Genomic DNA, 25,750 nt, shown 5'->3' with positions numbered 1-25,750 from the left:
GCTGCGTATCTGACGGTAAGATTTTTCCAAGATTTGCGCCTATTTGTGTAAGGCCCACCGCTCATGTGGATGACCGTTGTGCTTACGGAATTCTAACCCGATTATAGAGAAGTCAGAGGACTACCAGCGGGTGAATCGATGGCCGAGAGCGCATCATGGTGAAAATGGTCTGCGGTTGGTTTTGACAACTCGGCTGAGGGATTGACAGTAGAGCCAAGATAATTCCCTGAAGTTCGGACAGTGTGGCTGGTGTCTGTGTAACCGCCTCGTTTCCGATCAAGCCGGTATTGGTTTCGTGGCGGGTTCGAGCCCCGTCACTCCCACCAATTTTGTAAATGTATCGCCAGAGTAAAGGCAAAGGCCCCGATCGGGTGATTTGGCCAAACTCGCATTCGTAACAATGTTTCGCATTGTCCACATTGTTGACAACCTACGAAACCAGTTGGTATCCTGCGCGAGGTAATGTCTACCCCCGTTCCAGTCGAGCAGAACCCGCCTGCCGATCGACTACTAGAAGCTCTAGCGAGTTGCCGCAAAATCGGCGCGCAACATGATCTCGGAGTCCTCTTTGATCTCATCGCCGCTGAGGCTACCAAACTCCTGGGAGCAGACCGGGCAAGCATTTTTCTCCTGGATCGCGAGAAGAGCGAATTGTGGTCACTGGCTGCGGTCGGTGAAAAGCGGATTCGATTGGATGCCCGCCTGGGTCTTGCGGGCGCTGCGGCCCTTTCAGGCCAAACTATCAACGTGGATGACGCCCGCCGTGATCCACGCTTTTACCCGGGTGTCGATGCACGCACGGGCTATCGCACGCGCAACGTCCTGGCCATGCCGTTACGCAACGACAAGGGAGAAATCATCGGCGCCGTGCAGGCGCTGAACAAGAAAAGGGGCGGATTTACCACCGAAGATGAAATTCTCCTGCAAACTTTGGCTTCGCAAGCGGGCAACGCGCTGGAAACGGCGCAGTTCGTCAGGCAGCTGCAGGAACAACGGGACCAATTGCGGGAAGACACATCGCACTTGCGGAAAGAGATGGAAGGCCAATCCGCCACGCAACAGATAATCGGCACCAGCGATCCCATCCAGCTGGTTGTACGGCGGATCCAGCAGATCAGCGATATCGATGTCAACGTCCTGATCACCGGCGAAAGCGGTACCGGCAAGGAAATGGTGGCCCGCGCGATTCATCTGAACAGCTCCCGCGCCCGCCGCCCGTTGATTTCTCTGAACTGCGCCGCGCTGCCGGACAGCTTGGTGGAAAGTGAGTTGTTTGGGATTGAGAAAGGGGTGGCCACGGGCGTCGAGGCACGCATTGGAAAGTTTGAGGCAGCCAACGGCGGGACATTGTTGCTGGACGAAATCGGCGATCTAAATTTGGTGGCGCAAGCCAAGATATTGCGGGTGTTACAGGAAAAAATAGTCGAGCGTGTCGGAGGCAAGAAACCGATCCCCGTTGATGCCCGTGTGCTCGCCGCAACCAACAAGGACCTCGGGGTTGAGATAAAACAACGCGCGTTTCGCGAAGATCTGTATTATCGGCTCAATGTCATCCACATTCATCTACCCCCTCTGCGGGAGATACCGGAAGATATTACCCTGCTGGCGAATTACTTTCTTTCGAGATTTTGTCGCGAAATAAGGAAGGAACCCATGAAGCTGTCCCCGGGTGCGTCTCGGTGCCTGAGGAGCCATCCCTGGCCCGGGAATATTCGAGAATTACAGAATGAAATCAAGCGGGCCGTGATAGCCACTCGCCGCTCTACCATCACGGAGGATGACATGTCCGAAGCGGTCCGAACCAGCGGCACCGCCGGCGGAATCATCCGGGACAGTTCCGGCCGGTCGCTTAAGGAAATCGTGGCGCAACTCGAGACGCGTTTGATCCGGGAAGCATTGAATGCCAGTCATCACAATCAACAGCAGGCGGCTCGCGCCCTCGGGCTCAGCCGCCAGGGGCTGATCAAAAAGATGAAGCGCTACGGCGTGACTTGAGTTCGCTGGACCTTTGCGCGCTGGTTGTCGTTCGTCTGTCGGCTGATTGAGACCTTTGCGTTCCTTCCGTCGCGCTTCCGTGGACGTTTCCCTTATCGGCCGCATTGGGACAACAGGGCTTCGTGGATGATGGTGCGCTGCTCGTCCTTCGTGATCGATCCCGACTTCACAAACTGGCGGGCTACTTTGGACACGGCGCCGACGTACTTTCCGTGATTCTTCCACATCGTGCCGGAAGAGGGTCCCTGGCAGGGGCAGAGTTGGTCGATCCGGCCACGGACCGTTGGCACCAGCGCGATGCCGCGGGGGTTGACCAATTCCCCGCTGCCCATGTATACGTTGGTCTGGGTGTCCGACGCGGGGTCAATCTGAATCACGGCTCCATTCAAGCTGAATGCATCCGGGTCGCCCACGAGGACGTCGTGCTGGGCCCCGATTACGACGCTGACCGGCGTTACCAGATCATTTCCGACGGAGACCACTTGTTGTGCTCCGCTGGCGGCATCCAGGCGGACGAGAGCGTGGGAACCTTCGTCGGCTACAAGGAGACTGCCGTCGTCGTCAATCGTGATCCCCACTGGATTTACCAGGTATGTCCCTGCGCTGATATTGGTTTGCGTTCCGCTCGCCGGGTCGACGCGGACGATGGTCCCGGTCATGTCCGCCACGAAAATGCCGCCATCGCCAGCAACCGCGACGCCGACCGGTGCTCGGAACATCCCGTTTGCGGACACCACGGTTTGCGCGCCGCTCTGAGGATCGACCCGGACAACGGCCTGGGCATTCGCGACGAGGATGTTTCCCTGATGATCAAGAGTAATCCCGTAAGGCGTTCCGAGAACGCCTCCTGAGGAAACGACGCGATTCGAACCGGTCTGCGAATCAATGCGGATGATCGCCAGAGCGCCGGAGTCGGCCACGAGGATATTACTGTCCGCCTCAACGACGACTCCGAAGGGGCGCACAAGATTTCCGCCTGAGGAAATGACCGTGGCCGCTCCCGTTTTGGGGTCGACTCGCAGGACGGCGGACGAAGAATCCGCCATGACAATGTCGCCCGACTTCAGGTTCATAGCTTTGCTCGTGGCCGCTGCGGCAACCGAAATGGCCAGACACACGGCCAGCGCCCGGAGCGTGGTCACCTGCGGACGGTTGATCGTTTGTTCCTGGTTTTGCTCGATGGACTTTACCTGTGTCATTTGCTCCTCCTCTTTTCGATTGGCGCCGGGTTTCACTTTCATGACTGAGGAGTCCTATCGCAGAGGCCATGCCACACCCGATTTTACCAAGCAATCCAGCACAAATAGTTATATCGCAAATAATTCATATACAATATGATACATCGATTTCAGAAATCGGGATTACCGTCCAAGATCCCCGGCCGTAACAGCCGTGACTAAGTACACTTTGTGTACACAAATGTTGACTAAGTTGACAGTGTCTTGGTCGCTCGCAAACCTAGGGACCTATGCCTGGAAGTCCCCTGGATTTTTTGACATTTAGGAACAAGCTAGGGTCCGTGCGGGTTCGTGCGGCGTATTGGACAAGGCGGCCGAACCTTGGCAGCCTGGGCGCCGCGCAGTGGCCCACTCGGCGTGCAGGTTGTGGCGTGGAACGACGGGGGCGGGAACGGTAATCAAGCCGTCTGCTGTGTTCGGTTGCAGGGACTTGGACGTAGTGCGGCAACTGCGACGGGGTGTGGCCAACCACCGCTCAACGGATCGTTTTCCACGAGCGACTGAGCAACATCGAGTCCGAGTGTTGCTTGTCCATCTTCCGCAAGCGGCTACCGACCGTCCGCAAGATTCCCATCATCAAACGCGCCGCCACCTGCGGGCGTGTCTCCACCAACTGCTGAAACGCCGCGCGCGAAAACCGCAACAGCCGTCCCGGCACCGTCGCCACCACGTCCGCCGACCGATTGTTCTCGTCGAGCAGGCACAGTTCGCCGAAGAAATCGCCCGTCTCAAGCTTGGCCAGTAATGCTTCCCGCCCCTGTGAAACAAGGCTAACACGGAATTCACCTTGCATGACCAGAAACATGCAGTCACCGACATCACCAGCGCTCACGATGATCTGGTTGGGGCGACAGGTGACCGGCTCAATAACTGCGTTAAGAATGGAAATGTCCTCATCTGTCATGTCCGCAAAAAGCTTGATGCGACGCAATTCGCTCGATGTGAATTGCGCCCCGCTATCAGGAACCAGGTTGGCAGCCATGTCTCGCCTCCTCCAAATTAGAATTTTACGACGTCTCCATCCATCGCAAACAGCGTTTTTCGTGGACCCAATACGTTCCCCGCCAGGGCCTTGACCTCGGCGAGTCGTGCCCACGCTGGTCGCCCAATGTGCGTAATTGCTACGCGCCGCACATCCTTCGGTTGCAGGAATTCAACCAGCTCCCTCGGTTGAAAGTGTGCCAACTCGACCACCAGTAAGTCGAGAGATTTCGTGCACAGTGGCCGCAAATCCTCGGGCATACCCATATCGCCCGAGTATGCCAGCCGCTTGCCGCCTCCTGTCGCCAGCAGGGAAAACGCGTCGAACTGTACTGCCGGACGCGGCACGCCGTACTGTTTGCGCAGATTATCGAGGTGCGTGGTCCGAAACGCACGCAGTTGTATCGGCCCGCATCGCATCGCCGAATGTTTATCAAACGCGATCCATTTCACCGAAAAACCCAGCTGTGGTTCAAACAGGTAACAAGCATCCAAGCACTCCCGCATCAATCGTATCGCATGCCCGGGCATCCAAACGGTCAGCGGCCGTCGTCGCCCTTCCAGCGACATGGACTGCATGAGCATTAGGAAGCCACCGATGTGGTCCGCGTGGGTGTGGCTGATGACGACCATGTCAATGGCGCTGAAATCCTTCCCCATCCTCTTGAGAGTATGGCTGCATGGTTCGCCACAGTCCAGGAGGATGGTCCGCGCGGCAAATTCTAGCAGCAAGGACGCATGATGCCGGCCGGGAGACGGCAAACCATCTGATGTACCGAGAAATGTGACGGAATCACGCATACCGGGCGACGGCGATTGAAGCTGAACTTCTACCACGCCGTGGCACACCTGCCAAGCGTGCCGTAATCGCGGACCATCGTCCACCTTCGCGCCTCTGAAAGCAGTTATGCAGAAGCCTGCTCAGCTAAACCAACCCGATCACTACACAGCCGGCATGATCTCTCGTGTTTTGGACATCCTGCTCATGTAACAGCAGAACAACCCAATCACACCGGTCTGACCGCAGACGCCTGTAAGCTTACTGCTACGCTGCAGAACGGGACACGAAGGAAGCTCTGTCAAACTTCACTTGTTGCTGGAGGGCTTATCCTGCAAGCTTGACAGGGTGGTTGGTTTTCTGTATACCTGCGATGGGCCGCCAAATCCACCAAACCCAAGTGAGAAAAGGGTCGCGGGTTGTATAACTCAGAGTGACGAATTCGGTAGGACGTGTGTTCCGGTTACCTTGGGAGTAGCAAAGGGAGAACGATGAATATGAAGCAGGGCATTGGTCATTATATGCGGTTCGGATGCGCGGTAGCACTTGGAGTAGTCATTGGCCATGGGCCATCGGCGCTGGCGGGCTGGACGGGTTCGATGAACGGCTCGGGCTTTGGAAAGGCTTCCGTCAATGTCACCTCATCAACGCTCAAATCTAACACGGTAGCCACAGCCCTCATGACCAGCCCGAGTGCGGCCATGACTAACACCCCGGGTTTTGTCGCTGGCGGCCCCCTTCCCAGCGGGGCGTCCACTAAAACACTGGCCCGCATCCTGGGGCAACCGGGCTACGTTTGGAAGTCCACCACCACGGCAAGCAATGGTGACAAGACCGATAACAGCGAATTGACAGGTTACGTGACCGCGACGTCGCGGGTGTCATCCACGACTCTGGAAGTCCTTTCGTCTACCATCGAGACCAATGGGTGCTCCGACGGCCAAGCCCTATATTCATTCTCCTGGCACTGGTCGGGATCCGACGCCGGAGCGGCACAACAGATCAAATTCTATGAGTTCGATGCTGCGCTTCCTACGAACTTCACCGGAGACGTAGGTTCCCTGCCCGGTGCCGTGCAATTGCCGACAGACTTTCCTTTCCCGGTCCGTGCCTACGTTTTCATCCCCGAATGCCCTACATGCTGCGAGGGGCCATGCCCAACGAACTTTGATGAAGTGATCAATTACAGTTTCTGCGCAACCAATGACCCCAATTTGGTTTATATGGTCACGGACGGAATTGCCGTCTCGCTTCCGTGTCCGCTGTCATTCACTGGTTTCCTGCCTCCCATCGGCGGCGGGGATGTCACTGGCGGCACCTGCGCTTCGGCCGTACGAGGGTTCAAGCTGGGCAGTACCATCCCGATTAAGATGACTCTTCTGAACTGCGATGGGTCGCCTGTCCTGACTGGCAGTCACACGATTCAGTTGTCCAAGTGTGATGGCACGGTAGGCGGGGAATCAGCCGTCGACGCGTCGCCTACGGGTGGTGCCACCACTGGCAATCTGTTCCAACCGGATGGTTCTGGTACGTGGCATTTCAACCTTGCCACGAAAGGTTTGAGTGCGGGCACTTGGAAGATCATTGCCACTTTGTCTGACGGCAGCCAGCACTACGTTTACATCGATCTCAAACCCTGACCGAACTGCCGGGTGTGAGAAAAAGTCCGATAGCGACTTGGAATTGGCAAAGACCATTCGCGCTTTTGCGATAGCCTGTCTAATGGCAGGCTCGGGGGGACTTTCGTCTGAGGCCGGCCAGGTCACATTCGATCACTCGTTGGGTCAAACCGGCCAATCGCTCTCCGGGCCGGCTTTCAACATCACCTCCGGCGACGGCAAAACAGTCGGGCACAATCTTTTCTTCAGCTTCTCACAGTTTGACTTGTCCAGCGGGGACATCGCGACCTTTTCTGGCCCGAACACGATCCAGAACATTTTATCCCGAGTCACCGGTGGCAGTCCCTCTTCGATTGATGGACTAATCCGCTCCACGATCTCAGGAGCCAACGTTTTCTTTATCAATCCCAAGGGCATCATCTTCGGTCCCAACGCCAGGATCGACGTCAGCGGTTCCTTCGCCGCCAGCACCGCCGATTATCTGAAATTAGCCGATGGTGCGCGATTCGTGGCCGCGGTGGGTGCGGACGATTCCCTTTTGAGTTCGGCTCCGGTTAGCGCTTTTGGATTTCTCGGAGGAAGTCCCGGCAGTATTGCGGTGCAGCAGGGTGTCCTTGCTGTGCCAGCCGGCAAATCAATCTCGCTCGTCGGCGGTGACATTTCCGTCGATGGCGGTTTGGTGCAGGCGCCTGCCGGGCAAATCAACATGGTCAGCGTCCAATCCGCCGGGGAAGTGCCTGTGGATCCGACGACACTGAGCGTCGCGGCATTCAACGCGGCGTTTCCGCAACAAGGCCAGATCAGTTTGCTAAACGGTGCGCAACTCGACGCGAATGGTGACGGTGGCGGCCGGATTGTCATCCGCGGCGGTGGCCTGATGGTGGACGGTTCCTTTATCCAGGCCAATACCACCGGCGCGGGCGACGGTCAGGGAATCGACATCTCCGTTGTCAACGATTTGAATCTCGTCAATGGTGGCCAAATCGACAGCCTGTCGACCATGGGCCTTGGCGCGGGCGGAAATATCAGCATCACGGCCGGCTCGATCCGGTTGGATGGCGGCGGCTTGACGGACAATAATTTTAACCCGACGACGCAAATCTCCGCCGCAACCGGGGATCCACTTCTTGGCGGTGGTGCTGGCAAGGGCGGCGACATCACGATTCAAGCCGGCAGCCTCGAATTGGTAAACAGTGCCCAAATCTCTTCCGCTACCTTCGGCGCCGGAAATGCCGGGCGCATCGACATCACGGCTTCGTCCGTGCGACTTGACGCGATGCTCACCACGCCCACGCAGATCACTGCGAACAGTCAGCAGATCAATGGCGGCGGTAACGCCGGCGATATAATTATCCAGACGGATTCTCTCGAAATACTTAACGGTGCCACGCTCCTCGCGGCCACGTTTGGCTCTGGGGATGCGGGTTTCATCGGCATCACCGCCAAGTCTGTCAACATGTCCGCTTTTGGGACTGTAGCGGCGGCCACTTTTGGTTCTGGGAAGGGTGGCAGTGTCGAAATCACGGCCAACTCCATTCTACTCGACTCATCGTTCATCCAGGCAGTCACCACCAGCTCCGACGCGCCAGCGCCCGGCGGTGACATTCACATCTCCGCCGGCATGCTCGAACTGCGGAACATGAGCTCGATTTTTACCGACAGCTCCGGCGCCGGTCCGAGCGGCAACGTCGAGATTCAAGCCGGGAACGTGACGCTGGCGGGCAGTTCCACAATAAAAGCGGCCGGCGAGGCAGACGGAGCGGCCGGTGGAGTCTCATTGCAGGTGGACGGCTCGTTGACAATGACCGATCACAGTGCGCTGCAGGTTTCGGCGGCGAACAACGACGGCGGCGATATCTCCGTGATGGCCGGCAGGGACATTCAACTCAAGCACAGCCAGATCACTGCCGAAGCCGCGCTGAATGGCGGCAACATCGAATTGACGGCTGGACGCCGCATCTATTTGTTACACAGTCCCCTCAGCGCCAACGCGCATCAGGGTAATGGTGGGAATATCACGTTCGATCCGACCTTCGTAATATTGAATGAGAGCCCAATTACCGCCAAGGTGGATGTCCAGGGCAATGGGGGCAAGGTCACGGTCAACTCTGACTTCTTCTTCGCCTCCGAAAGTCCGTTTGACGTATCGACGCCGTCCGGGATTCCCGGCACTGTGGTCGTTACCGCCCCGAATGTGGATCTAAGCGGAAGCCTCGTGGCCTTGCCGGCGGATCTTCTGGACGCGGAATCCTTGTTGCGTCCCGATTGCGGAGTGCGATTGGCCGGTAATGTCAGCAGTTTCATCGTGCTTGGGCCCGGAGGATTGCCCATCGAGCCAGGCGGGTTCGTGCCAAGTTCAGTGCCGATGGGTGCGGATGATGGCGAGTAGGAGAGTCCGCCACGTCCTGGCGTTATTTGGACTGGTATTACTTGCGCAAACCGCCGGTGCGCAGAGGCTGTCCACTAGCGCGCGGCTGTTCGTCCATGGATTTCGATTTGAGGGTAATACCGCCTTTTCGTCGGAAGTCCTGGCGAAAATCACCGCGCCCTATGCGAACCGTGAGATCACCACCGAAGAACTGGAAGACGCGCGTCGTGCCGTCACTGTCTACTACATCAACCACGGGTATCTCAACTCCGGTGCCCTCATCCCGGATCAAACCCCCGAAAACGGTGTCATTACGATTCGCATCGTCGAGGGCATTTTATCCAGGATTGAGTTGCACGGAAATAAATGGTTGCGCGACGACTACATCACCAGCCGATTACAGCTTCGGAGCGGCCCGCCGCTCGACATGAACAAGCTGAAAGAGGGTTTGCAAGTTCTCCGGCAGAATCCAAATATCAAACAGATCAACGCCGAATTGGAGCCGGGCACCGCTCCCGGCCAGAGTATTCTGGATTTACGCGTTGTGGATCAGCAACCGTTTCGGGTCGGCCTCCAGATCGACAATCACCGGCCGCCCAGCGTCGGCGCGGAAGAGATCTCTCTACTGGCGGCAGATCTGAATCTGACCGGACACAGCGACCCGCTGGATGTGACGTATGGAATCGCGAATGCCGGCGAGAATGATGGCTGGGGACTTTCCGGGTGGCACAATATCGGCGGCAACTATGCGTTGCCACTGAACCGTTACAACACCACTCTCGGCGTCCGCGCCAGCCGGCAGGACACCAGCATCGTCGAAAATCCGTTCACTACACTGAACATCAGTAGCGAAACCGTTGACTTGGGCGTCACGTTGCGCCAACCGGTGTATCAGACGGCGAATCGTGAAGTGGCGCTATCGGTCGCATTCGACCGGCGTCAGAACAATTCCACGCTCTTCGGCCAGCCGTTCGATATCTCGCCGGGAGCTACGAACGGCCAGATGACAGCAGCGGTTTTGGGATTGTCGCAAGAGTTCATCGACCGCGGCCAGAATCATGTGCTCGCGTTGCGATCCACCTTCAATGTTGGTTTGGATGTGCTTGGCGCAACGGACGACAGGGTGGCTGGCGATCCGAACGGGAAGTTTTTTGCCTGGCTGGGTCAGGCGCAGTACATCCAACGCCTCTTCAACACGCCGAACCAACTTATCTTGCGCGTCGCCGGGCAATGGACCGACGACAAATTGCTGGCGCTCGAACAAATCAGCGTTGGTGGGGCGGACACCGTGCGGGGCTATGTGGAAAATCAACTGGTGCGCGACCGCGGCCTGGTGTCGTCGGCGGAGTTTCGGGTGCCGGTGCTTTTCGACAAAGCTGGCAACGGGATCGTCCAGTTGGCGCCCTTCTTTGATTACGGCGGTGCGTGGAACGTCAATGATTCACAAAGTCCAAGCACGATCTACAGTGTCGGCTTGGGAGTGTTGATTACTCCCAACAAGCGCTTCAACGCCCAGCTTTACTGGGGCTACCGGCTGAACCGCATCTCCATCCCGAATGACAACGCCCAGGACCTCGGGCTGCATTTTCAGGCGAACCTCGTGGCGTTCTGATTATTTCCTGGCGAGCGCGCCTTCGGAACTTGCGGCGGCCTTCAGGCCCACTTGGGTCAATAAATCGGCGCGCGCCTGGCGCAATGCTTTGTCGTTGGGCCGGGCATCGACCATATCCGAAAGAGTTTCCAGCGCGTCATGCCAGATACCGGCCTCGGCGTAGATACCGGGCAGGGCCGCCGGGCCAGCCCCGGCAATCCTGGCTCGCAACTCGGCGGACGGCTCGATGCGTTTGATCGCTCCACTGGCCACCAAGTCGCTCGAACGGTTGTCAGGATCGGTGACCAGCGCGACGACCCACTGGTATTCAACATTGGGCGCAAGCTTCACGCCGTGCTCGGAGAGTTTGATTCGTTGAATGCCGGCCTTGCTGGAACGCTCGAATTTGACCTGGAGTAAGGGCTTGAGCTTGTTCTCTTCCAACAGCGTCAACTCGAACTTTGCCGCGGCGGGTTTGGATTGATACCAGAACAGCGAGGGTTGTTCCTGAGTTGTCAAGCCGGTCTCGTCGGGAGCCAGTACGTCCAAAGTGATTGTCGCGTCCCCACTGCCGCGCGATCCGCCGGTCAGGCGCGTGGCCGGTGCGCCGCGCGAGGGCGGTCGAAACTTCACCGGTGGGACAGTTTCCCCGGCCGGCGGAGACGGCTTGTCCTCCGACCGGGCCGCGACCGGTAGCATCACGCACAGACCGACAAGCAACGCGCCACAACGCCACAAATTAATTCTCACGCTGACCTCCGGGTTCGCGGCTGGCTCGCCCAACCACGCGATGGATGATGACTTTCTCACTCTTGTTTTTCAAGCTCATTGTACCCAATGGGCTCAGCTCAAACTCTTCACCTAATAACAGTTTCGTTGCTTCACTGATGAGGATGCGGCAGACGCTGTCATTGGAGCCGGTGTCCTTATCGAAGCTTTCCAACCGTGATGCCGTGTTCACCGCATCGCCGATGACCGTGTACTCCTGTCGCTCGACGCTGCCGAGGCTACCGGCCACCAGCGGCCCGGTGTGAATGCCGATGCGCATACTACAGACCGGCATATTTCGCTGTTTCCACTCCGCATTGAGCCGCTCCATTTCTTTGCGCATGGCCAGGGCGCAGCAAATGGCGTTGCGGGCGTCCTGCGTAATCTGCTCCTGCGACACGCGCGCGATCGGGACGCCAAAAACGGCCATGATCGAGTCGCCGATGTATTTCTCGACCACGCCTTGTTCAGCCATCACGGCGTTGGCCATCGCTTCCATGTATTCATTAAGCCAGTCCATTAACTGCGCAGGCTCCAGTCCTTCCGAGGTGCCCGAAAAGCCTTTGAGATCGGTGAAGAGAACGGTAGCGATTAGCTTTTGTGAACGCGGGCGATTGCCGGCCAGGAACTCATGCCGCTGTTCCCAAAGCGCCTGCGCGATGTCGGGTGACACCTGATTGGAAAACAACTGCATGAGTTGGCCGCGCTGTTTTCGTTCTTCAAAGGAAATGTATGACGTCATCAATGCCGCTGCCGGCAGGCAGGCTGCCACCGGGGCCATCAACGGAATCCACCAACCCGCGAGAAATGATCGCCACGCGATCCAGCCCAGCGCGAGCAGTACCAGCCCAATGGCCGCAAGGAACCGCCACGGAGACCGGATCCAGTAACCGATCGCCCCGCCGACCAGGCACCACAACAACATCCAGGCATCCTCTTCCCAGTCCTTCCAGAACCGGAGCGGTCTCTCGCCGTTGAGTGCCGCGCGCAACAATTGATGAATAATCTGCGCCTGCACCTCGATACCATGATGATTGGAACGAATCGGCGTGACGCGCTCGTCAGAGACGCTTGGCGCATTCATCCCCACCAACACAATTTTGCCGCGCAGGCTGCCAGGTGGGATTCCGCCAGCGAGCGCCTCGCCGACCGAATGTCGGGCGAACTCGTCCGGACACTTGAAGTCGAGCAGTATTTGCCAGCCGCGAGCGTCGGCGCCCACGTACGCGCCGTCGTTTGCCTCGAATGCCCGCAGTCGCGTCTTGCCCAGTTGAAACGAGTCAGGATCGGCAGGATCGAATCGTGGCACAATGCCCTGCCGCTCCAAATAGACTTCTGCCACACGAAACGCGATCGAATCGAAGCTCTGCCCGGATTTCGAATCGCCAATCAGCAGGCCGCGCCGGACTTTCGGTGTCGTTTTATCCACCCGGTCGTCGACGGGCAGATTGTCATTGAACCCCAGTCGTTCGGGATTCGCTGCCAGCGCCTGCGGCGGCCCGATCCCTCCCAGGGTGAAAATGGCAACGATATTGGTGTGCGCGAGCAACGTCTCGTTGAGCTGGCGAAAGTGCACGCCGTTTTTCGGCACCGGGATGTCGCGCCAGATGTCCAGTCCGATCACTGCGGGTTGTTGCGCCTCCAAAATGCTCAGCAATTCCGCCAGCTTATCGTCGGTAATCGGATAATCCAGCGTCGGGCTTTGAATGTCCTTCTCGGTCATCTCCACCAACACGATCGGGTCACTTGTTACGGCCTTCGGTTGCTGTTGGATGAAGAAATCGTAGGCGCGAAACTCGAGGAATTGTAACCACCCCAGCCGTCGGACCAAAAGTGCGGAGAAGAACACCGCGAGGACGATCAACAAACCCACCAACCGCGGAGACAACTTCACAGCCAATTCCCGATGATCAAGTACGGTGCCCAATAGCACGGATGCCGGTAGCGTGGGTCGTTCAGCATCTTGATTTGGGCCGCTTGCAACGCCCGGGCTTTTGAGACGGATGGCGATTCGCGCAACTGGTGATAGAATTCGGAAATCAATGCAGAGGTAGATTGGTCGTTCACGAACCACAGCGAGGCCAGCGCACTGCGCGCGCCGGCCTTGATCGCCACGCCGGCCAACCCCAGCGCGGCGCGATCGTCGCCGGACGCGGTCTGGCACGCGCTCAACACCAGGAGTTCCACCGGTTTGCCGCGATACTGGCTGGGACGAATCAACGCTTCCAGATCATCCAATGTCAATTTCCCATCGTAGGTCAGTACAAACGTTTTGTGCGCATCGCTATTGAACTGACCATGCGAGGCAATGTGGACGATGCTGTATTGTTCCTTGGTAAGTTTCCCGGTGATCGACGGCAACACGAAGTCTTTGTTCAACAACGTCTCACTGGGATACATCGGTTCGATATCATGCAGTTCAGCAGGCACAAAATTCAAGGACGGATACCCCTGCACGGATGCCGATAATCCGCCCAATAGCAGACGCGCGTTCGCCCGTTGGATCGGGCGCGGTTCAATCAGCGAAAGACCCGGTGCCACCGCTACTGCGTATTCTTCGATCAAAAACTTCTTTCCATCATGCAAGGTGGCGAATGGGATTGTGCGTAGCGCGCCGTCCGGCACGAACACCAGCGTGTCGATGCGGTTCTCAATCAATAGGCCGTGTATCGGGCGGATGATCCAGTCGTAAAGCTGTCGCGCTTCAGCGAGGTAGCCATATGACGTGCGTGTTTCCAGGTTGCGCCGAAACTCCCGGACTTCCGCCGCCAGCGTGTCCACTCCAACGTCCACCGTGAAGTCGTGCAGGCCGGATGCCAGGCCCACCAACACTTCCGTGCGCGTGCCAAGCGGGATCAGGTACACGATTGCCGTGTGGCCGTCCACGGCCTCGAGTGACCTGGTCCGTGCGCGCGCAACATTGACACACTCATCCTGAAAATAATCCTCCAGCTCAACCGCCTTAAGTTGCTCCACCGTATCACGCGCTTCCAGCAGCAGCGGCTGTGGATCTTTCGAATGACCGGCTTGTTGGAGTAGCAGGTCAGCCATTTCGAAGTACAATGGTCCTTCCGCCTCGCGAAACGAAACGTGGGTCGTCGCGTTGCCATTGCCGAGAGAAATGTCGTGCCGAATCGGTTGCAGGGTTTGGATCGCACGCCGGTATGCTGCCATTGCTTGCTCCGTCTCACCTTGCCTTTTCAGGAGCCGGCCGGATTGCCATTCCCAGCGGTACAATGCTTCCGGCATCCGGGCTTGTTGCGCCTCAAAAATCGCCCGGCGGGTAAAGGACGATGCTTGATCAAGCTGCTTGTCGCGCTCGTAAAGTTCGCCGGAATACCCGAGAGCGTAACTGGCAGCGCCGTGGTCGCCAATCGCTTCGGCAACGTCCAGCGCATGTTGATAAGATTGTTGCGCGCGCTGCGAATGCTGTTGGGCAGCATCAGTCTCACCGGCGGTGATGAATAAGTATGCTTTCTCGTGCGATGCGTCGAGTTGCGCGATCTGATCGAGCGCCTCTGCGTTCAATGTGTCGACTTGCTGTATCATGCCAGCCCGCGCGGCTGTTGAGGCTGCGTTGCACAGGGCCTGGGCGATGAGCAGTTTATTGCCGCCTTTGCGAGCCTCGGCAACGCTTTGCTGAAATACATCGAGTGCCTCCGCATACTTCTGGCGCAATCCCAACACATTGCCGAGATCGTTCAGGATGGCGCCTGTCATTTGCAGGTTTCCATCGGCACGCGCCATCTCCAGGCTCTCGCGCAACAATGTCTCTGCGCGGTTCAACTGCCGCGTCATCGTGCAAGCGGCGCCCAGTTTACTCATCGCCAAAATCAACGCATTGCGATCGCCTGATGATTTGGCGAGATCGACCGCTTCCTGGAGAAGCTGTTCCGCGCGCGGATGCTGTCCGGACGATTGGCAGGCTGCGGACAACTTGATCAAGGCCGCAATCTGGCCATTGGTGTTGCCAGCGGTCGCGGGATCCGCAAATAACGATGCGGTGCCCAGCCAAAGCAAGGCAACCAACCGGATTAATAATCGACATCGTCCGTCACCAATGCACTTTGTCATCACGAGCCCCCGCTCGCGCATGTTTATACTGGCCCTGACGCGCAGAGTAAAGCTTTGCCACCGGTACGAGCCGCGGCTAGTATGCGGCCCCGTGATGGCTGTCTTGAATTGGAGAACGGCTGGCGAAGTAGGCGTGTTGCTGCCGGTGACCGCGCTGGTGGCGTACCTTGTGCTCCTGGCCGGGGGACGGTGGTTGAAGCAGCGTGTGGGGATGCGTTGGGGTGTGCTCTATGAAATGTTCAGTGGCGCGTTGGCCCTCTATATCGCAACGAGCCTCACCGCGCCCACCATGTGGTGGCGGGACGCCCTCGGAGCCGCCACGGTTTTGCTGTCTGCCCTGCTGGCGGTTTCGTTGACCCGGCGGATGGTGTGGGAACTCTACTTCGAGCAGAAACGCAAGATTGTAGTTCCTCGCGTGGTGCGCGACGTGGTCGCACTGGCGATTCTGAGCACAGCCGTTCTGTTGATCCTCAGCGTTGGTTTTCACATCCAAATCCCCGGCCTGCTCGCGGGCTCCGGCATTCTTGCGCTGGCGGTTGGTTTGGCGGCCCAGGATCTCCTGGCCAATGTGATTGCGGGCTGTGTGCTCCATTTCGAGAAGCCATTCAAGGTCGGGGATTGGCTGCTCTTTGAGCATCGGCACGTCGAAGTCATGGAGATGAGCTGGCGATCCACCCGCGTGCGGACGAACGACGACTTGTGGCTGGACGTGCCCAACAGCCAGATTGCCCGTCAGACCATTGCCAATCTCTATTACCCGGTTCGCAAGCACGCCATGCGGTTGGAGTTGGGAATTGACCAGGCAGAGCCTCCCAACCGCGTAAAGGACGTTCTGGCGCATGCAGCCGCTACCGTCGAGCATGTGCTCGCGAATCCTCCTCCGCAGGTCTACCTCAAAAACTTTGGAGATTTTGCCAACGTGTATGAACTCCGGTACTGGATGGACGATCACACCGTGTACAACGAGGTGGAAGATGCCGTGCGCACCAACATCTGGTATGAGTTGCAGCGCCACCACATCAAGATCCCGTATCCCACGCGCACGATCTACATGCAAGCGCCTCCCGCTCTAACGACCGAGCCGCACCTCGAAGCGGTGCGCACCGCGCTCCGACAACATTCGCTGTTCCGCTCCGTGGAAGATCCGCAACTGCAGACGCTACTGGCTGGCGTGCGGATTCACCGATTTGGACGTGGTGAAAAAATGCTCCAACAAGATGCGAACGGAGACTCGATGTTTGTGTTGATGACTGGCACGGCGGATGTGTCGGTCACAAACAACGGCGCCCGCACGCACCTGGCCGCGCTCCATTCCGGCGCCTGTTTTGGCGAGATGTCATTGCTTACCGGCGAGAAACGGTCGGCCACCGTTACGGCCACCGCCGATTGCGAAGTCGCGGAACTCGATCGCGCAATGCTGGCGGAGGTCTTCCGGCAACAACCCCGGGTGTTGCAGGAAATCAGCGAGTTGCTGGCAAAACGCAAATTGGAAACTGAGGGGAAGCTGGCAGCCCGGGGGACCACGCCGCTTGCCATCGAGGAGCAACGGCAATATACGGCTGGTTTCCGCAACCAACTCCAGGCGCTCTTTCGCCTGTGACGATTGCGGGAGATTTTAGAGTTGCATCGGAACACTGGATTGGCGAGCCTGTGATACTCATGTCCGACCAAAAGCCGATTGGCCATTTGCTTGATTTTCGAGGCGCACCGGAGACGTTGCAATTCGTCTGCAGTCTTTTCAGCGAGGATTTCCCTGGTCGCAGCACGGAGTTCCTGGTCGCGGTGTTCAACAAAGTAGGCGAGCTTTTCGCCGGTCGCTTTCCGGGATATCAGGCTTGTGACACGAAATTCCACGACCTGGCACACACTTGCCAGGCGACCGTTACGACGCTGCGAATCCTGGATGGACAAATCAAAAGCGGTCAATTGCCGACGGTCAGCGCCCGGGATTTTGAACTCGCTGTTGCCGCCATCTTATTGCATGACACGGGCTACATTAAGCAGATTGGTGATGTCAAAGGCACTGGGGCCAAGTACACACTGATTCATGTGAAGCGCAGCGCCGAGTTTGCCGCCACGTTTCTGCCGCCACTGGGGGTCACCGCTGACGAAGTGCGCGTCGTGCAGTTGGCCATTAACTGCACTGGCATCGAAGTTGACACTTCAAAGCTTGAGTTTCGGGACCAGCGTGAACGGTTCCTCGGGAGCGCACTCGGCGCCGGCGACATGCTTGGTCAAATGGCTGCTGATGATTACCCCGAACGGTTGCCCGCGTTGTACCGCGAGTTCGCGGAAGCCGGCATCACGACTTACAGCGGCGCCACAGACCTGATGCGCCAGACCCGGGCATTCTATGAAGGTCGTGTAGGGCAGTTGCTCGAGAAACAATGGGGGCAGGTTCACCAGGTTTTACCGCACCACTTCGGCAATGGACGCAATCTTTATCTTGAGGCTGTCGATCGTAATCTGGATCGCATTGATCATTTGGCCGATAAATCTCCGGGGGGATGAAACAAAGATTGGATAATTGTGAGCCCCGATTAGAACCTCGTCGGTCAAGTAGTTCAATAATACACAAGCCGTAAGTCCGACTCAATTGGTAGTCGTTCTGGTGTCTATCGACTGATTACGCAGGGTCTTTGGCCTCGAAATCGCGGTCAATCAACACTTCTGCATTGGCGTTCCAGCACCGATGGTGCCCACGTATGGTACCCAGTGCCTGCTTACGCAATTAGCACCAAGAAGGAACCCCCCCCACAGATCCCTATATTTGCAGGGATTAGAATTGGAGGCAGGTGTGAGAATCGAACTCACGATAGGAGGTTTGCAGGCTCCTATTTGTGTAATGCCCACCGGTCATGCATGTACCTATCGAATTTTTGCATCTTTTCAGGCTCGTAGGTGTCACGGTTAATTCGGAATAGGCAGCCACTTCGCGGCCAACTCGGACATCCCATCATCTGGATGCGCCACAGTTCCAAGGACTAGTGGCTTGGCCCTTCTATGACTTCCCCCATTTTATTCATGCGAGAGAGAAAGCCCAGAAAGAGGAAGGTGGCGTAATCATAAACAACAACGTCTCGCGTCCCCCTGATGATGCCGGAACCGTACCGAACGTGGGGGTTCTTAGGATAACATCACGTCCGAATCCACATCCGTGGACATGCAAACAATGCCAAAGACTTTTCTACCGGTACCTCCGTCCCAAGGATCCCCCACCCCGCTTTTGCACGGTAAAATGCTTCGCAAGCTATCGGCGGGGCCGGCCCTGGGGTAAGCACAAGGGGCACAGCAAAATCTGTCCGAACTGCAATTCCCCTTTTTATGTCTTTCCCAAGGCTCGTCGGAAGTTCTGTCGCCTCCGTTGTTGGCGAAATTACCAGCGCCAGAAGTACGAGAAGCACGAGATCTTCAAGAGGTATCCCATTCACTGGGTGGACAGGGAAAAGCACCTGATTTGCTGCAATGGCTGTGGGAGGACCAGGAAGCGGAAGGCCCATGGGTTGTGCGCCACCTGCCAGAAAATAAGGGAGCATCGGTTGATGCCTAGGAAGAAATCTACCTACATCCACAGCCGAACGATGAAGGCCTGGTACCGGAGGAAAAAATCCAAGGATTACGTCGTGTACTGGGTGGCTGAAGGATAAGCTGGATAGCTCCAACCTTGCTTGGCCATGGTGGGGTTATGCTGTCAACAGTCCCGCCGTGGCTGGGTCTGCTGCGAGCACTTCACGCAGGTTCCAGAGTTCCCGGAGCCAGTCAATTATTGCGTCCAAAGTTCTAACGTTCTCACCCTTGGCGTACCAATTCAGGGATCCGGCTGTTTCCCGAAAGCGCGCAAAGCAGCCAGGCTCTACGCGTTATAGGAGGACGTAAGGAACGGCGTGGGGTAAGCCCGCTCGGAGTTGCGATGCAGTACGGCGTCAATGCGCGCCACCAGTTCCTCGATGCGGAACGGCTTGATCACATAGTCGTCGGCGCCGAGTTCAAACGCCTGCATCTTGTCGCAGTGTTCGGCGCGGCCGGACATCACGATAATCGGCGTCCACTGGACCGCGCGGCTCTTCCGCACCATGCCGCAGATTTCAAAGCCAGTGAGTCGCGGGAGAACAAGATCCAAAACAATGCCATCGGGCCGCGATTCGAGAACGTAATTAAGCGTTTCGATCCCGTCCTTGACCCAATGCGTCTTGAAGCCCGCGCCTTGCAGGGCTTCGCAAACCAGCGCGCCAATCTTCTCGTCGTCTTCGGCCACCAGTAGAAACTTCTTCTTTGAGGACGTAGTTTTAGATCTCATAATCTACGCCAATTCATAGCACTCCACGTGCCACCGCAAAGGGATATAACTCGCGTGATAGCAATGTGCTCGGCCGTCGGTTACGTCCATTAATGTGGCGCGGATGCCCGACTAGTCAAAGACCACCGTCTTTTTCGTGTACACCAGGATGCGGTGCTCAATATGCCACCGCACGGCGCGCGACAGCACGACCTTCTCCAAGTCTCTCCCTCGCTGAATCAAATCCTCGAGTTGATCGCGATGCGAAACACGCACCACATCCTGCTCGATGATGGGCCCCTCATCCAGCACGTCCGTCACGTAATGGCTCGTGGCGCCAATCAGCTTCACGCCCCGCTCGAACGCCCGGTGATAGGGTCGGGCCCCGCTGAACGCGGGCAGAAAGGAATGATGCACATTCACGATTCGTTGCGGATATTGCGCCACGAACCCGGGCGACAGGATCTGCATGTAACGGGCGAGCACCACGAGGTCAACGGAGTGCTCCTTCAACAGCGCGAGTTGCTGCCTCTCCGCCTCTGCCTTGCGTCCATCCTCAATCGGAATAAAATGAAACGGGATTTTATGGAATTCCGCCAACCGTTCGGCTCCGCGATGGTTACTGATGATGATCGGAACCTCGCACGCCAACTCACCGCTCTCATGCCGGTACAATAAATCCGCCAGGCAGTGATCATACTGGGATACAAAGATCGCGACTCGCTGTCGCCGTGATGAAAGCTCCAATCGCCACCGCATCTGGAACCGCTCCGCGATCGAAGCGAACGCCTTTCCGAAATCCGCCGTCGGCAACGTAAAATCGCCCAGGTCCCACTCCACGCGCGTGAGAAAAAGCCCCAGGTCGCCGTCCTGATGTTGATCGGCGTGCAGGATATTGGCGCTGTGATGGTAGAGAAACTCCGAAATGGCCGCCACGATCCCCTTCTGGTCGGGACAATCGACAAGTAAAGTAGCGGTGTTTTTCATCTACCTTGACAGGACTCTTTCACGCCCGGACATTCCTCGCAAGAAAATCCTTCTTCTAACCATTTCAGGCGTATGTCACACTCGCGGTCGGTCGCGAAATGAATAATATTCTTAAAGTCGATCCCAAGTCGCCGGACCGCCGCGCCATCAAGCGCGCCGCAGAGACACTTCGCGCAGGGGGACTCGTCGCCTTTCCGACCGAAACCGTTTATGGACTCGGCGCGCTCGCCCTCGACCCGCAAGCGATCCGCAAGATTTTCACCGCGAAGGATCGCCCCGATTGGGATCCGTTGATCGTCCACGTTCGTGATTTGGCGATGGCGCATACACTCATGAAACGCTTGTTGCCGCAATTCGAACTGCTCGCCAGCCGCTTCTGGCCCGGGCCTTTGACGCTCGTCGTCGAGAAGAACGCGCAAATTCCTAATGAAGTGACCGCGCGCCGCGCCACAGTGGCGCTGCGGATGCCCTGGCATCCCGTGGCCGCCGCGCTGCTGGAAGTCACGGACGCGCCTATCGCCGCCCCGAGTGCCAATCGCTTTGGTCGACCCAGCCCAACCCGCGTCGAGCACGTCGCCGAGGATCTGGGTGATCGCGTGGACCTGATTCTGGATGCCGGCCCAACACCGATGGGCGTGGAATCCACCGTGCTCGACCTGACGCAATCGCCGCCGGCGATCCTGCGGCCTGGTGGCGTGAGCCGTGAGCAACTCGAGAAGGTGCTCGGAGCCGTGCGGCTCGCAACGGGAGTCGCCGACGAAGCGGCGCGAGCGGGCCTCGCCGCCCCCGGCATGACGCTTAAACATTACGCGCCTCGCGCGCTGGTTGAATTATTTGAGAATATGGAAGAACTTCAGACACGAGCGGCCAAATTGCGCGACGAAGGGAAGCGGGTTGGTGTGCTGGACAGCGCCACCACCATCGAACGACTGGCGCAAACTGTCTTCGCCCAGTTGCGTGATTTGGACGCACAGGGTGTGGAGACGATATTGTGTCAGTTGCCGGCACCGCAGGGGCTCGGACTCGCCGTCCGCGACCGATTGCTGCGCGCCGCAGGCAAAGGAAGTCAAACATGAACAAAGGCCAGGCCGAAAAACGCGTCCACGCGCTGGAGTGGTTGAGCAACCTGCTCAAGGAAAACCCCGGCATCACCAAGCTCGACGCCATCGAACAAACCGCACTCCATTTCGACCTCAACCCGCTCGAGGAAGAGTGGTTGTTGCAGCAGTTGACGCTAACGCCACCCTCGGAGTAAAGTTCATCTGCTTTCCACATCGGGAGGGGTGGCAGAGTGGTCTAATGCGCACGCCTGGAAAGCGTGTGGGGTCTGCAAAGGCCCTCGCGAGTTCGAATCTCGCCCCCTCCGCCATTTTTCGCCGAAGCCGAAAAATGCCGCATCGTCTCGTCCGCCGTAGCGGTTTCGCGTAGGCGGAAGCCCAAGCGACGACGGACTGCCGTACAATTCTCCTACATTTGTGTTCATCCAAGACAGAAAGGGCTCAAAAGACACCTATAAAATGGGTTCGTTTTCGAGAACGAACCCATTTGCAAATCGCTCTGCAAACAACACAAGTTCCTGCAAATAGTGCTGATCCATCGAAAACTACGATAAAATGAAATGGGTTCGTTTCGCAGAAACGCATATGGGACTCTTCCCTCCATCGTCGCGCCGTCACAAACAAGGAGACGACCCATGGAAAGTAGTTTGCCGAATAACATGCCGGGAACTATACAATTATCGGTAATCGATGTCCAGAGAAAAGCAGGCTCACTCTTGGAATACTTGTACCGGGGATCGGCAGCCTGTCACGGACACGCTAATCCAAATTAAACCACACGTTCCCGGTCGCGGTGCCACAGCCCACGTCATGGTTTGTAATTGTCGTAGCGGAGACAAACTCCACGTGGAAATCCCCGAACAGGCAATTCACCGCTCCACCACCATGACGAGCAATCGGCGGTACCGGATCGACGGGTCCAGCGGATACGCCTGGGTTTGACATCTTACTTACCAACTGCCCGCAATGCAGCGTGTTATAGCATTCAAACATCAGCAGATATTGAGCTGGCTGCGGCACCGACTTCAGATTGGGCCAATAGGGGGCGTTTGCGTTTCCGTAAAAAGGGCTACCGAACACATCTGCATCCTTATAGACAAGACCCTTATGGTACTGGCCGACCGGCATCTGGTAGCCCGGCAGCAGAGGGTATTGCGCTATGCGTGCTGGACAGGCTCTTATCGTGCGTATTGTTGTCGCGGGGTTGGAAGAATTCCCAAGATACCGTTGCAGCGGAGTACCGACGTCATTAAAAAACGCCCCGTTCACGCTATAGTAAAATGTCCCGTTGTAATCATCCGCGTACATGCTGAAGGCCATTCCCCAGTGCTTCATGTTGGCCGCGCACGCTTGCTGCAAGAGTTTTGTACGGGTCTGGTTCAGATCAGCCACGACCACGCTCGCCAATAGCGCCCCCACCGTCATCAGTACCGACAGTTCTGCCAGCGTGAAACCGTCTCGATGTTTCCGATCGTTATCCACGTCGGCTAATCCAAGTTAAACCATGGGTTCCCGGTCGTGCCGCAGCCGATGTCTTGCTGAGCAATCTTGTTCGACGAAACCAGTTCCACATGAAAATCGCCGAACAGGCAATTCACCGCGTTATTATGCCGGGCAAGTGGCGGTAATGGATCTGAATTAAATCCGGAGGCCGGCGACGAGACACGTACCAATAACGAATTGCATAGCACTGTATTATAGCATTCGGTCATCAGGAGATACTGCGCGGGAACGGGCACGGATTTCAGGTCGGGCCAGTAGTTGCCGCCGCGAAAATATGGACTGCCCGCTATATCCGCATCTTTGTATACAAGGCCGTGGCGAAATTGGCCGACCGGTATCTCGTAGCCTTTCTGCGGACCGAAAGGGGCTATGCCTACGCGCGCTGGACAGGCACGGACCATCTGCAGTGTCGCAAAAGAGTTAGAGCCATTCCCAAAATAGCGCTGAAGAGGAGAATTATTATCACTAAAATGCAGCCCGCCTACATCGTAGAAAATCACGCCGTTGTAGTCGTCCATATACATCCCGATCGCCATCCCCCAGTGTTTCATGTTGGCCGCGCACGCTTGCTGAAGAAGCTTCATCCGGGTCTGGCTCAAATCGGCCACGAGCACGCTCGCCAAAATCGCCCCCACCATCATCAGCACTGACAGTTCCGTCAGGGTGAAACCTTTTCCTGAGTTCAGACTGTGTCGCGGTACTCGCTTTTCAATAGTGTTGCGCATTGTGTTTCTCGCTCCTCAGGGTACCAGGCGCGCGCGGTAATAGCGCGCCGGCGAATTCGTGGCTGCCCCGACGTCGAGGTAGTTCGTCAACGAGCCAATAGTACTGTTATTCGTCACAACGAAGATGTCGGTGAAACCATTGGTGACGTAACCGCCGTTGCTGTCCCCAGTGGAAGCCTGCAAGGTGTTGGTCTGTCCCGGGGCCATCAACCATGTGATGAGGATGTCGTTTCCTTGCGGCGTGACCGAGACAATACGAAAAGCATTGGGGTCGAGGACCACGTTCCCAACGACAAGCGTGCCCCCGGTGTGAAGGAAGCTGCTGCAACTATTCGTCAACACCAGCTTGTCGACCTGCGATGCTCCTCCCGTGAGTATCAATTGGCCATTGCGTACGTCGATAACGGCGTTGTGGGCCGCATTGGTCACATACAAACTCCCGCCCGCAACATCCACCACGCCGACACCGCCGGTACCGCAATTGCCAATCACCAGTTTCGAGTACAACGTCATCGAACCACCATCCAGATTGACGGCGCCATAGCTCGTCTGGCCTGTTGTAGTAATAAAACCATAGTAATTCGTAATGTTTGCGAAGCCATGCACGCCTACCAACATCGTGCTTCCGACCCAGCTACCGTTGGACACCGTGGCGACTCCGTAACCCCACGATGCAATGGAAGTCGTTAAGTTCGTCGCCACAAGTTGCCCGCCGGTCAGCCACACCACACCCGTCGCGCCCTGACTGGAGCCAACGCAAAGCCCGCTCTGCAACGTGTTAACGCCCCCCGCCACGGTCAACGTGCCCTGTGAGCCGGAATCACCGCCGACTTCCATCGCTCCGAAGATATTCGTGCCGGCCAATAAATTAAGCTGCCCGGAGCCATCTCCGCCCACCAGCGTCATCAAGGAATTGGTTATGACTATGCTTCCACCGGTCACCGTCACCACGCCCACCGCCCCGGTTTCCATGCCGATCACCAACCGCGCGTTTGGCGAGCCAATGAAATTCCCTCCCGCCACCGACAGTGTCCCTTGCGAACCTATACCGGAACCCACGAACAGGAAATTCGCCGCGGTTTGCACCTGACCGTTGGAGATAATCATCTGGCCGGTGCCGTTGACCCCGATGGCTGACGGCGGCGTGTTTGTCAAAAGCAACTGTCCGCCCGCGCAGACAACCTGCCCGTTCGCATTAGTGTCCAGCCCCACGTAAATTCCGGTGTTGGCTGCTATGACACCGCTACTGCTAATCAGCAGTGTCCCATCCACGGTCAACACTCCGTTACTCAGGACGGCGGAGGCAGAATTCGTCGCGGCAGCGGCTGCATTGGTTTCCATCAACAAGCCCGAGCCAGCCAGCCGCAACAGCCCACCACTGGAAACGATAAAGTCGTTTAGCACCGACAACGGCGCGCTTGTGCCGGCATTCGACAAATCCAAAGTGTTTGTGGCCCCATTAGGAGCGGAAAGAATCACATCCGTAACGGTCAATGTATTGGAGAAACTGCCAGAAGTGGTGGAATCAATCGTGATGATCTTGGTTAGGTCGTTACTGATGATCAGTGACTGCGTGTTGGTGGGTGCCTGGGCCAGGGACCAATTCGCTGGAGCCTGCCACGCGCCGCTGGACTGAATCCAACTATTGGTCTGCGCCTGACTCGCCGACGAAATTGCAAAGGTGATGAACGAACAAATACCACAAACCAAGGTTATTACACGTGTCCTCATCGGTTCGCAGACTACCGGGCTTCCCAGCGGCCATATTAGCCCACAAAATGCAGGGTTT

The 25,750-nt window shown here is 57.3% G+C and carries 19 protein-coding genes and 1 tRNA gene; 9 read left to right on the top strand and 11 right to left on the bottom strand.

Translation table 11 applies throughout. The annotated features are described in order from the left end of the window. Positions 1-462: 462 nt before the first annotated feature. The gene (locus VNL17_04760) at positions 463-1,995 is read left to right on the top strand and encodes a sigma-54-dependent Fis family transcriptional regulator (GenBank protein ID HXI83386.1); all 1,533 of its coding nucleotides are present in this window, start codon (positions 463-465) and stop codon (positions 1,993-1,995) included. A gap of 92 nt (positions 1,996-2,087) precedes the next feature. Here the strand turns inward: VNL17_04760 and VNL17_04755 are convergent, their stop codons facing one another. From VNL17_04755 to VNL17_04745, 3 genes are all read right to left on the bottom strand, one after another. Next, positions 2,088-3,194, bottom strand: a complete 1,107-nt coding sequence (locus VNL17_04755; GenBank protein ID HXI83385.1) for an NHL repeat-containing protein — start codon at positions 3,192-3,194, stop codon at positions 2,088-2,090. A gap of 514 nt (positions 3,195-3,708) precedes the next feature. Continuing rightward, a complete protein-coding gene (locus tag VNL17_04750; GenBank protein HXI83384.1) occupies positions 3,709-4,215 on the bottom strand; it encodes a cyclic nucleotide-binding domain-containing protein in 507 nt (168 codons plus the stop codon). 17 nt (positions 4,216-4,232) lie between these two features. Further along, the gene (locus tag VNL17_04745) at positions 4,233-5,015 is read right to left on the bottom strand and encodes a ribonuclease Z (GenBank protein HXI83383.1); all 783 of its coding nucleotides are present in this window, start codon (positions 5,013-5,015) and stop codon (positions 4,233-4,235) included. A 468-nt stretch (positions 5,016-5,483) separates the two neighbouring features. On the opposite strand from VNL17_04745, the gene VNL17_04740 reads away from it, so the two are divergent. From VNL17_04740 to VNL17_04730, 3 genes are all read left to right on the top strand, one after another. Beyond that, entirely contained in the window at positions 5,484-6,632 is a 1,149-nt protein-coding gene (locus tag VNL17_04740) for a PxKF domain-containing protein (protein HXI83382.1), read from the top strand. 82 nt (positions 6,633-6,714) lie between these two features. Continuing rightward, positions 6,715-9,000, top strand: a complete 2,286-nt coding sequence (locus VNL17_04735) for a filamentous hemagglutinin N-terminal domain-containing protein (GenBank protein HXI83381.1) — start codon at positions 6,715-6,717, stop codon at positions 8,998-9,000. Further along, on the top strand, positions 8,987-10,591 hold the full coding sequence (locus VNL17_04730) for a ShlB/FhaC/HecB family hemolysin secretion/activation protein (GenBank protein HXI83380.1): 1,605 nt from the start codon (positions 8,987-8,989) through the stop codon (positions 10,589-10,591). Before VNL17_04735 ends, VNL17_04730 begins: the two co-directional genes overlap by 14 nt. Here VNL17_04730 and VNL17_04725 read toward each other — a convergent pair whose 3' ends face one another. Genes VNL17_04725 through VNL17_04715 form a run of 3 tightly spaced genes read right to left on the bottom strand, consistent with a single transcriptional unit; the run spans position 10,592 to position 15,412 of the window. Continuing rightward, positions 10,592-11,320, bottom strand: a complete 729-nt coding sequence (locus tag VNL17_04725; GenBank protein HXI83379.1) for a DUF928 domain-containing protein — start codon at positions 11,318-11,320, stop codon at positions 10,592-10,594. Then, positions 11,310-13,232, bottom strand: coding sequence for an adenylate/guanylate cyclase domain-containing protein (locus tag VNL17_04720; protein ID HXI83378.1), 1,923 nt, complete (start codon positions 13,230-13,232; stop codon positions 11,310-11,312). Before VNL17_04720 ends, VNL17_04725 begins: the two co-directional genes overlap by 11 nt. Then, positions 13,229-15,412, bottom strand: a complete 2,184-nt coding sequence (locus tag VNL17_04715) for a CHAT domain-containing protein (protein ID HXI83377.1) — start codon at positions 15,410-15,412, stop codon at positions 13,229-13,231. Before VNL17_04715 ends, VNL17_04720 begins: the two co-directional genes overlap by 4 nt. A gap of 94 nt (positions 15,413-15,506) precedes the next feature. Between VNL17_04715 and VNL17_04710 the strand changes: the two genes are divergently transcribed. Continuing rightward, the gene (locus VNL17_04710) at positions 15,507-17,012 is read left to right on the top strand and encodes a mechanosensitive ion channel family protein (GenBank protein HXI83376.1); all 1,506 of its coding nucleotides are present in this window, start codon (positions 15,507-15,509) and stop codon (positions 17,010-17,012) included. A 59-nt stretch (positions 17,013-17,071) separates the two neighbouring features. Further along, a complete protein-coding gene (locus tag VNL17_04705; GenBank protein ID HXI83375.1) occupies positions 17,072-17,923 on the top strand; it encodes a hypothetical protein in 852 nt (283 codons plus the stop codon). Positions 17,924-19,265: 1,342 nt separating this feature from the next. On the opposite strand, the gene VNL17_04700 is transcribed toward VNL17_04705, so the two are convergent. Together VNL17_04700 and purU are read right to left on the bottom strand one after the other, a co-directional pair. Next, positions 19,266-19,709: a response regulator transcription factor gene (locus VNL17_04700; GenBank protein ID HXI83374.1), complete on the bottom strand. Its 444-nt coding sequence runs from the start codon at positions 19,707-19,709 to the stop codon at positions 19,266-19,268. 111 nt (positions 19,710-19,820) lie between these two features. Beyond that, complete coding sequence (purU, locus tag VNL17_04695) at positions 19,821-20,675, bottom strand: formyltetrahydrofolate deformylase (GenBank protein HXI83373.1); 855 nt, start codon at positions 20,673-20,675, stop codon at positions 19,821-19,823. Between the two features lie 98 nt (positions 20,676-20,773). Between purU and VNL17_04690 the strand changes: the two genes are divergently transcribed. From VNL17_04690 to VNL17_04680, 3 genes are all read left to right on the top strand, one after another. Continuing rightward, entirely contained in the window at positions 20,774-21,751 is a 978-nt protein-coding gene (locus VNL17_04690; GenBank protein ID HXI83372.1) for an L-threonylcarbamoyladenylate synthase, read from the top strand. After that, positions 21,748-21,930: a hypothetical protein gene (locus VNL17_04685; protein HXI83371.1), complete on the top strand. Its 183-nt coding sequence runs from the start codon at positions 21,748-21,750 to the stop codon at positions 21,928-21,930. The genes VNL17_04690 and VNL17_04685 overlap by 4 nt, the downstream gene beginning before the upstream one ends. Before the next feature lie 22 nt (positions 21,931-21,952). Next, positions 21,953-22,044 (top strand) — tRNA-Ser (locus VNL17_04680). A 448-nt stretch (positions 22,045-22,492) separates the two neighbouring features. On the opposite strand, the gene VNL17_04675 is transcribed toward VNL17_04680, so the two are convergent. The 3 genes from VNL17_04675 to VNL17_04665 are packed head-to-tail and all read right to left on the bottom strand — an operon-like array spanning position 22,493 to position 25,692. Continuing rightward, on the bottom strand, positions 22,493-23,215 hold the full coding sequence (locus tag VNL17_04675; GenBank protein HXI83370.1) for a hypothetical protein: 723 nt from the start codon (positions 23,213-23,215) through the stop codon (positions 22,493-22,495). A 5-nt stretch (positions 23,216-23,220) separates the two neighbouring features. Next, positions 23,221-23,961: a prepilin-type N-terminal cleavage/methylation domain-containing protein gene (locus VNL17_04670; protein ID HXI83369.1), complete on the bottom strand. Its 741-nt coding sequence runs from the start codon at positions 23,959-23,961 to the stop codon at positions 23,221-23,223. Between the two features lie 15 nt (positions 23,962-23,976). Then, complete coding sequence (locus VNL17_04665) at positions 23,977-25,692, bottom strand: hypothetical protein (GenBank protein ID HXI83368.1); 1,716 nt, start codon at positions 25,690-25,692, stop codon at positions 23,977-23,979. Between the last annotated feature and the right edge of the window lie 58 nt (positions 25,693-25,750).

It is taken from the genome of Verrucomicrobiia bacterium (assembly GCA_035577545.1).
Lineage (GTDB): Bacteria > Verrucomicrobiota > Verrucomicrobiia > Palsa-1439 > Palsa-1439 > Palsa-1439.
The sequence above is the reverse complement of the archived record's forward strand: the minus strand, read 5'-3'. Positions and strand labels throughout refer to the sequence as shown.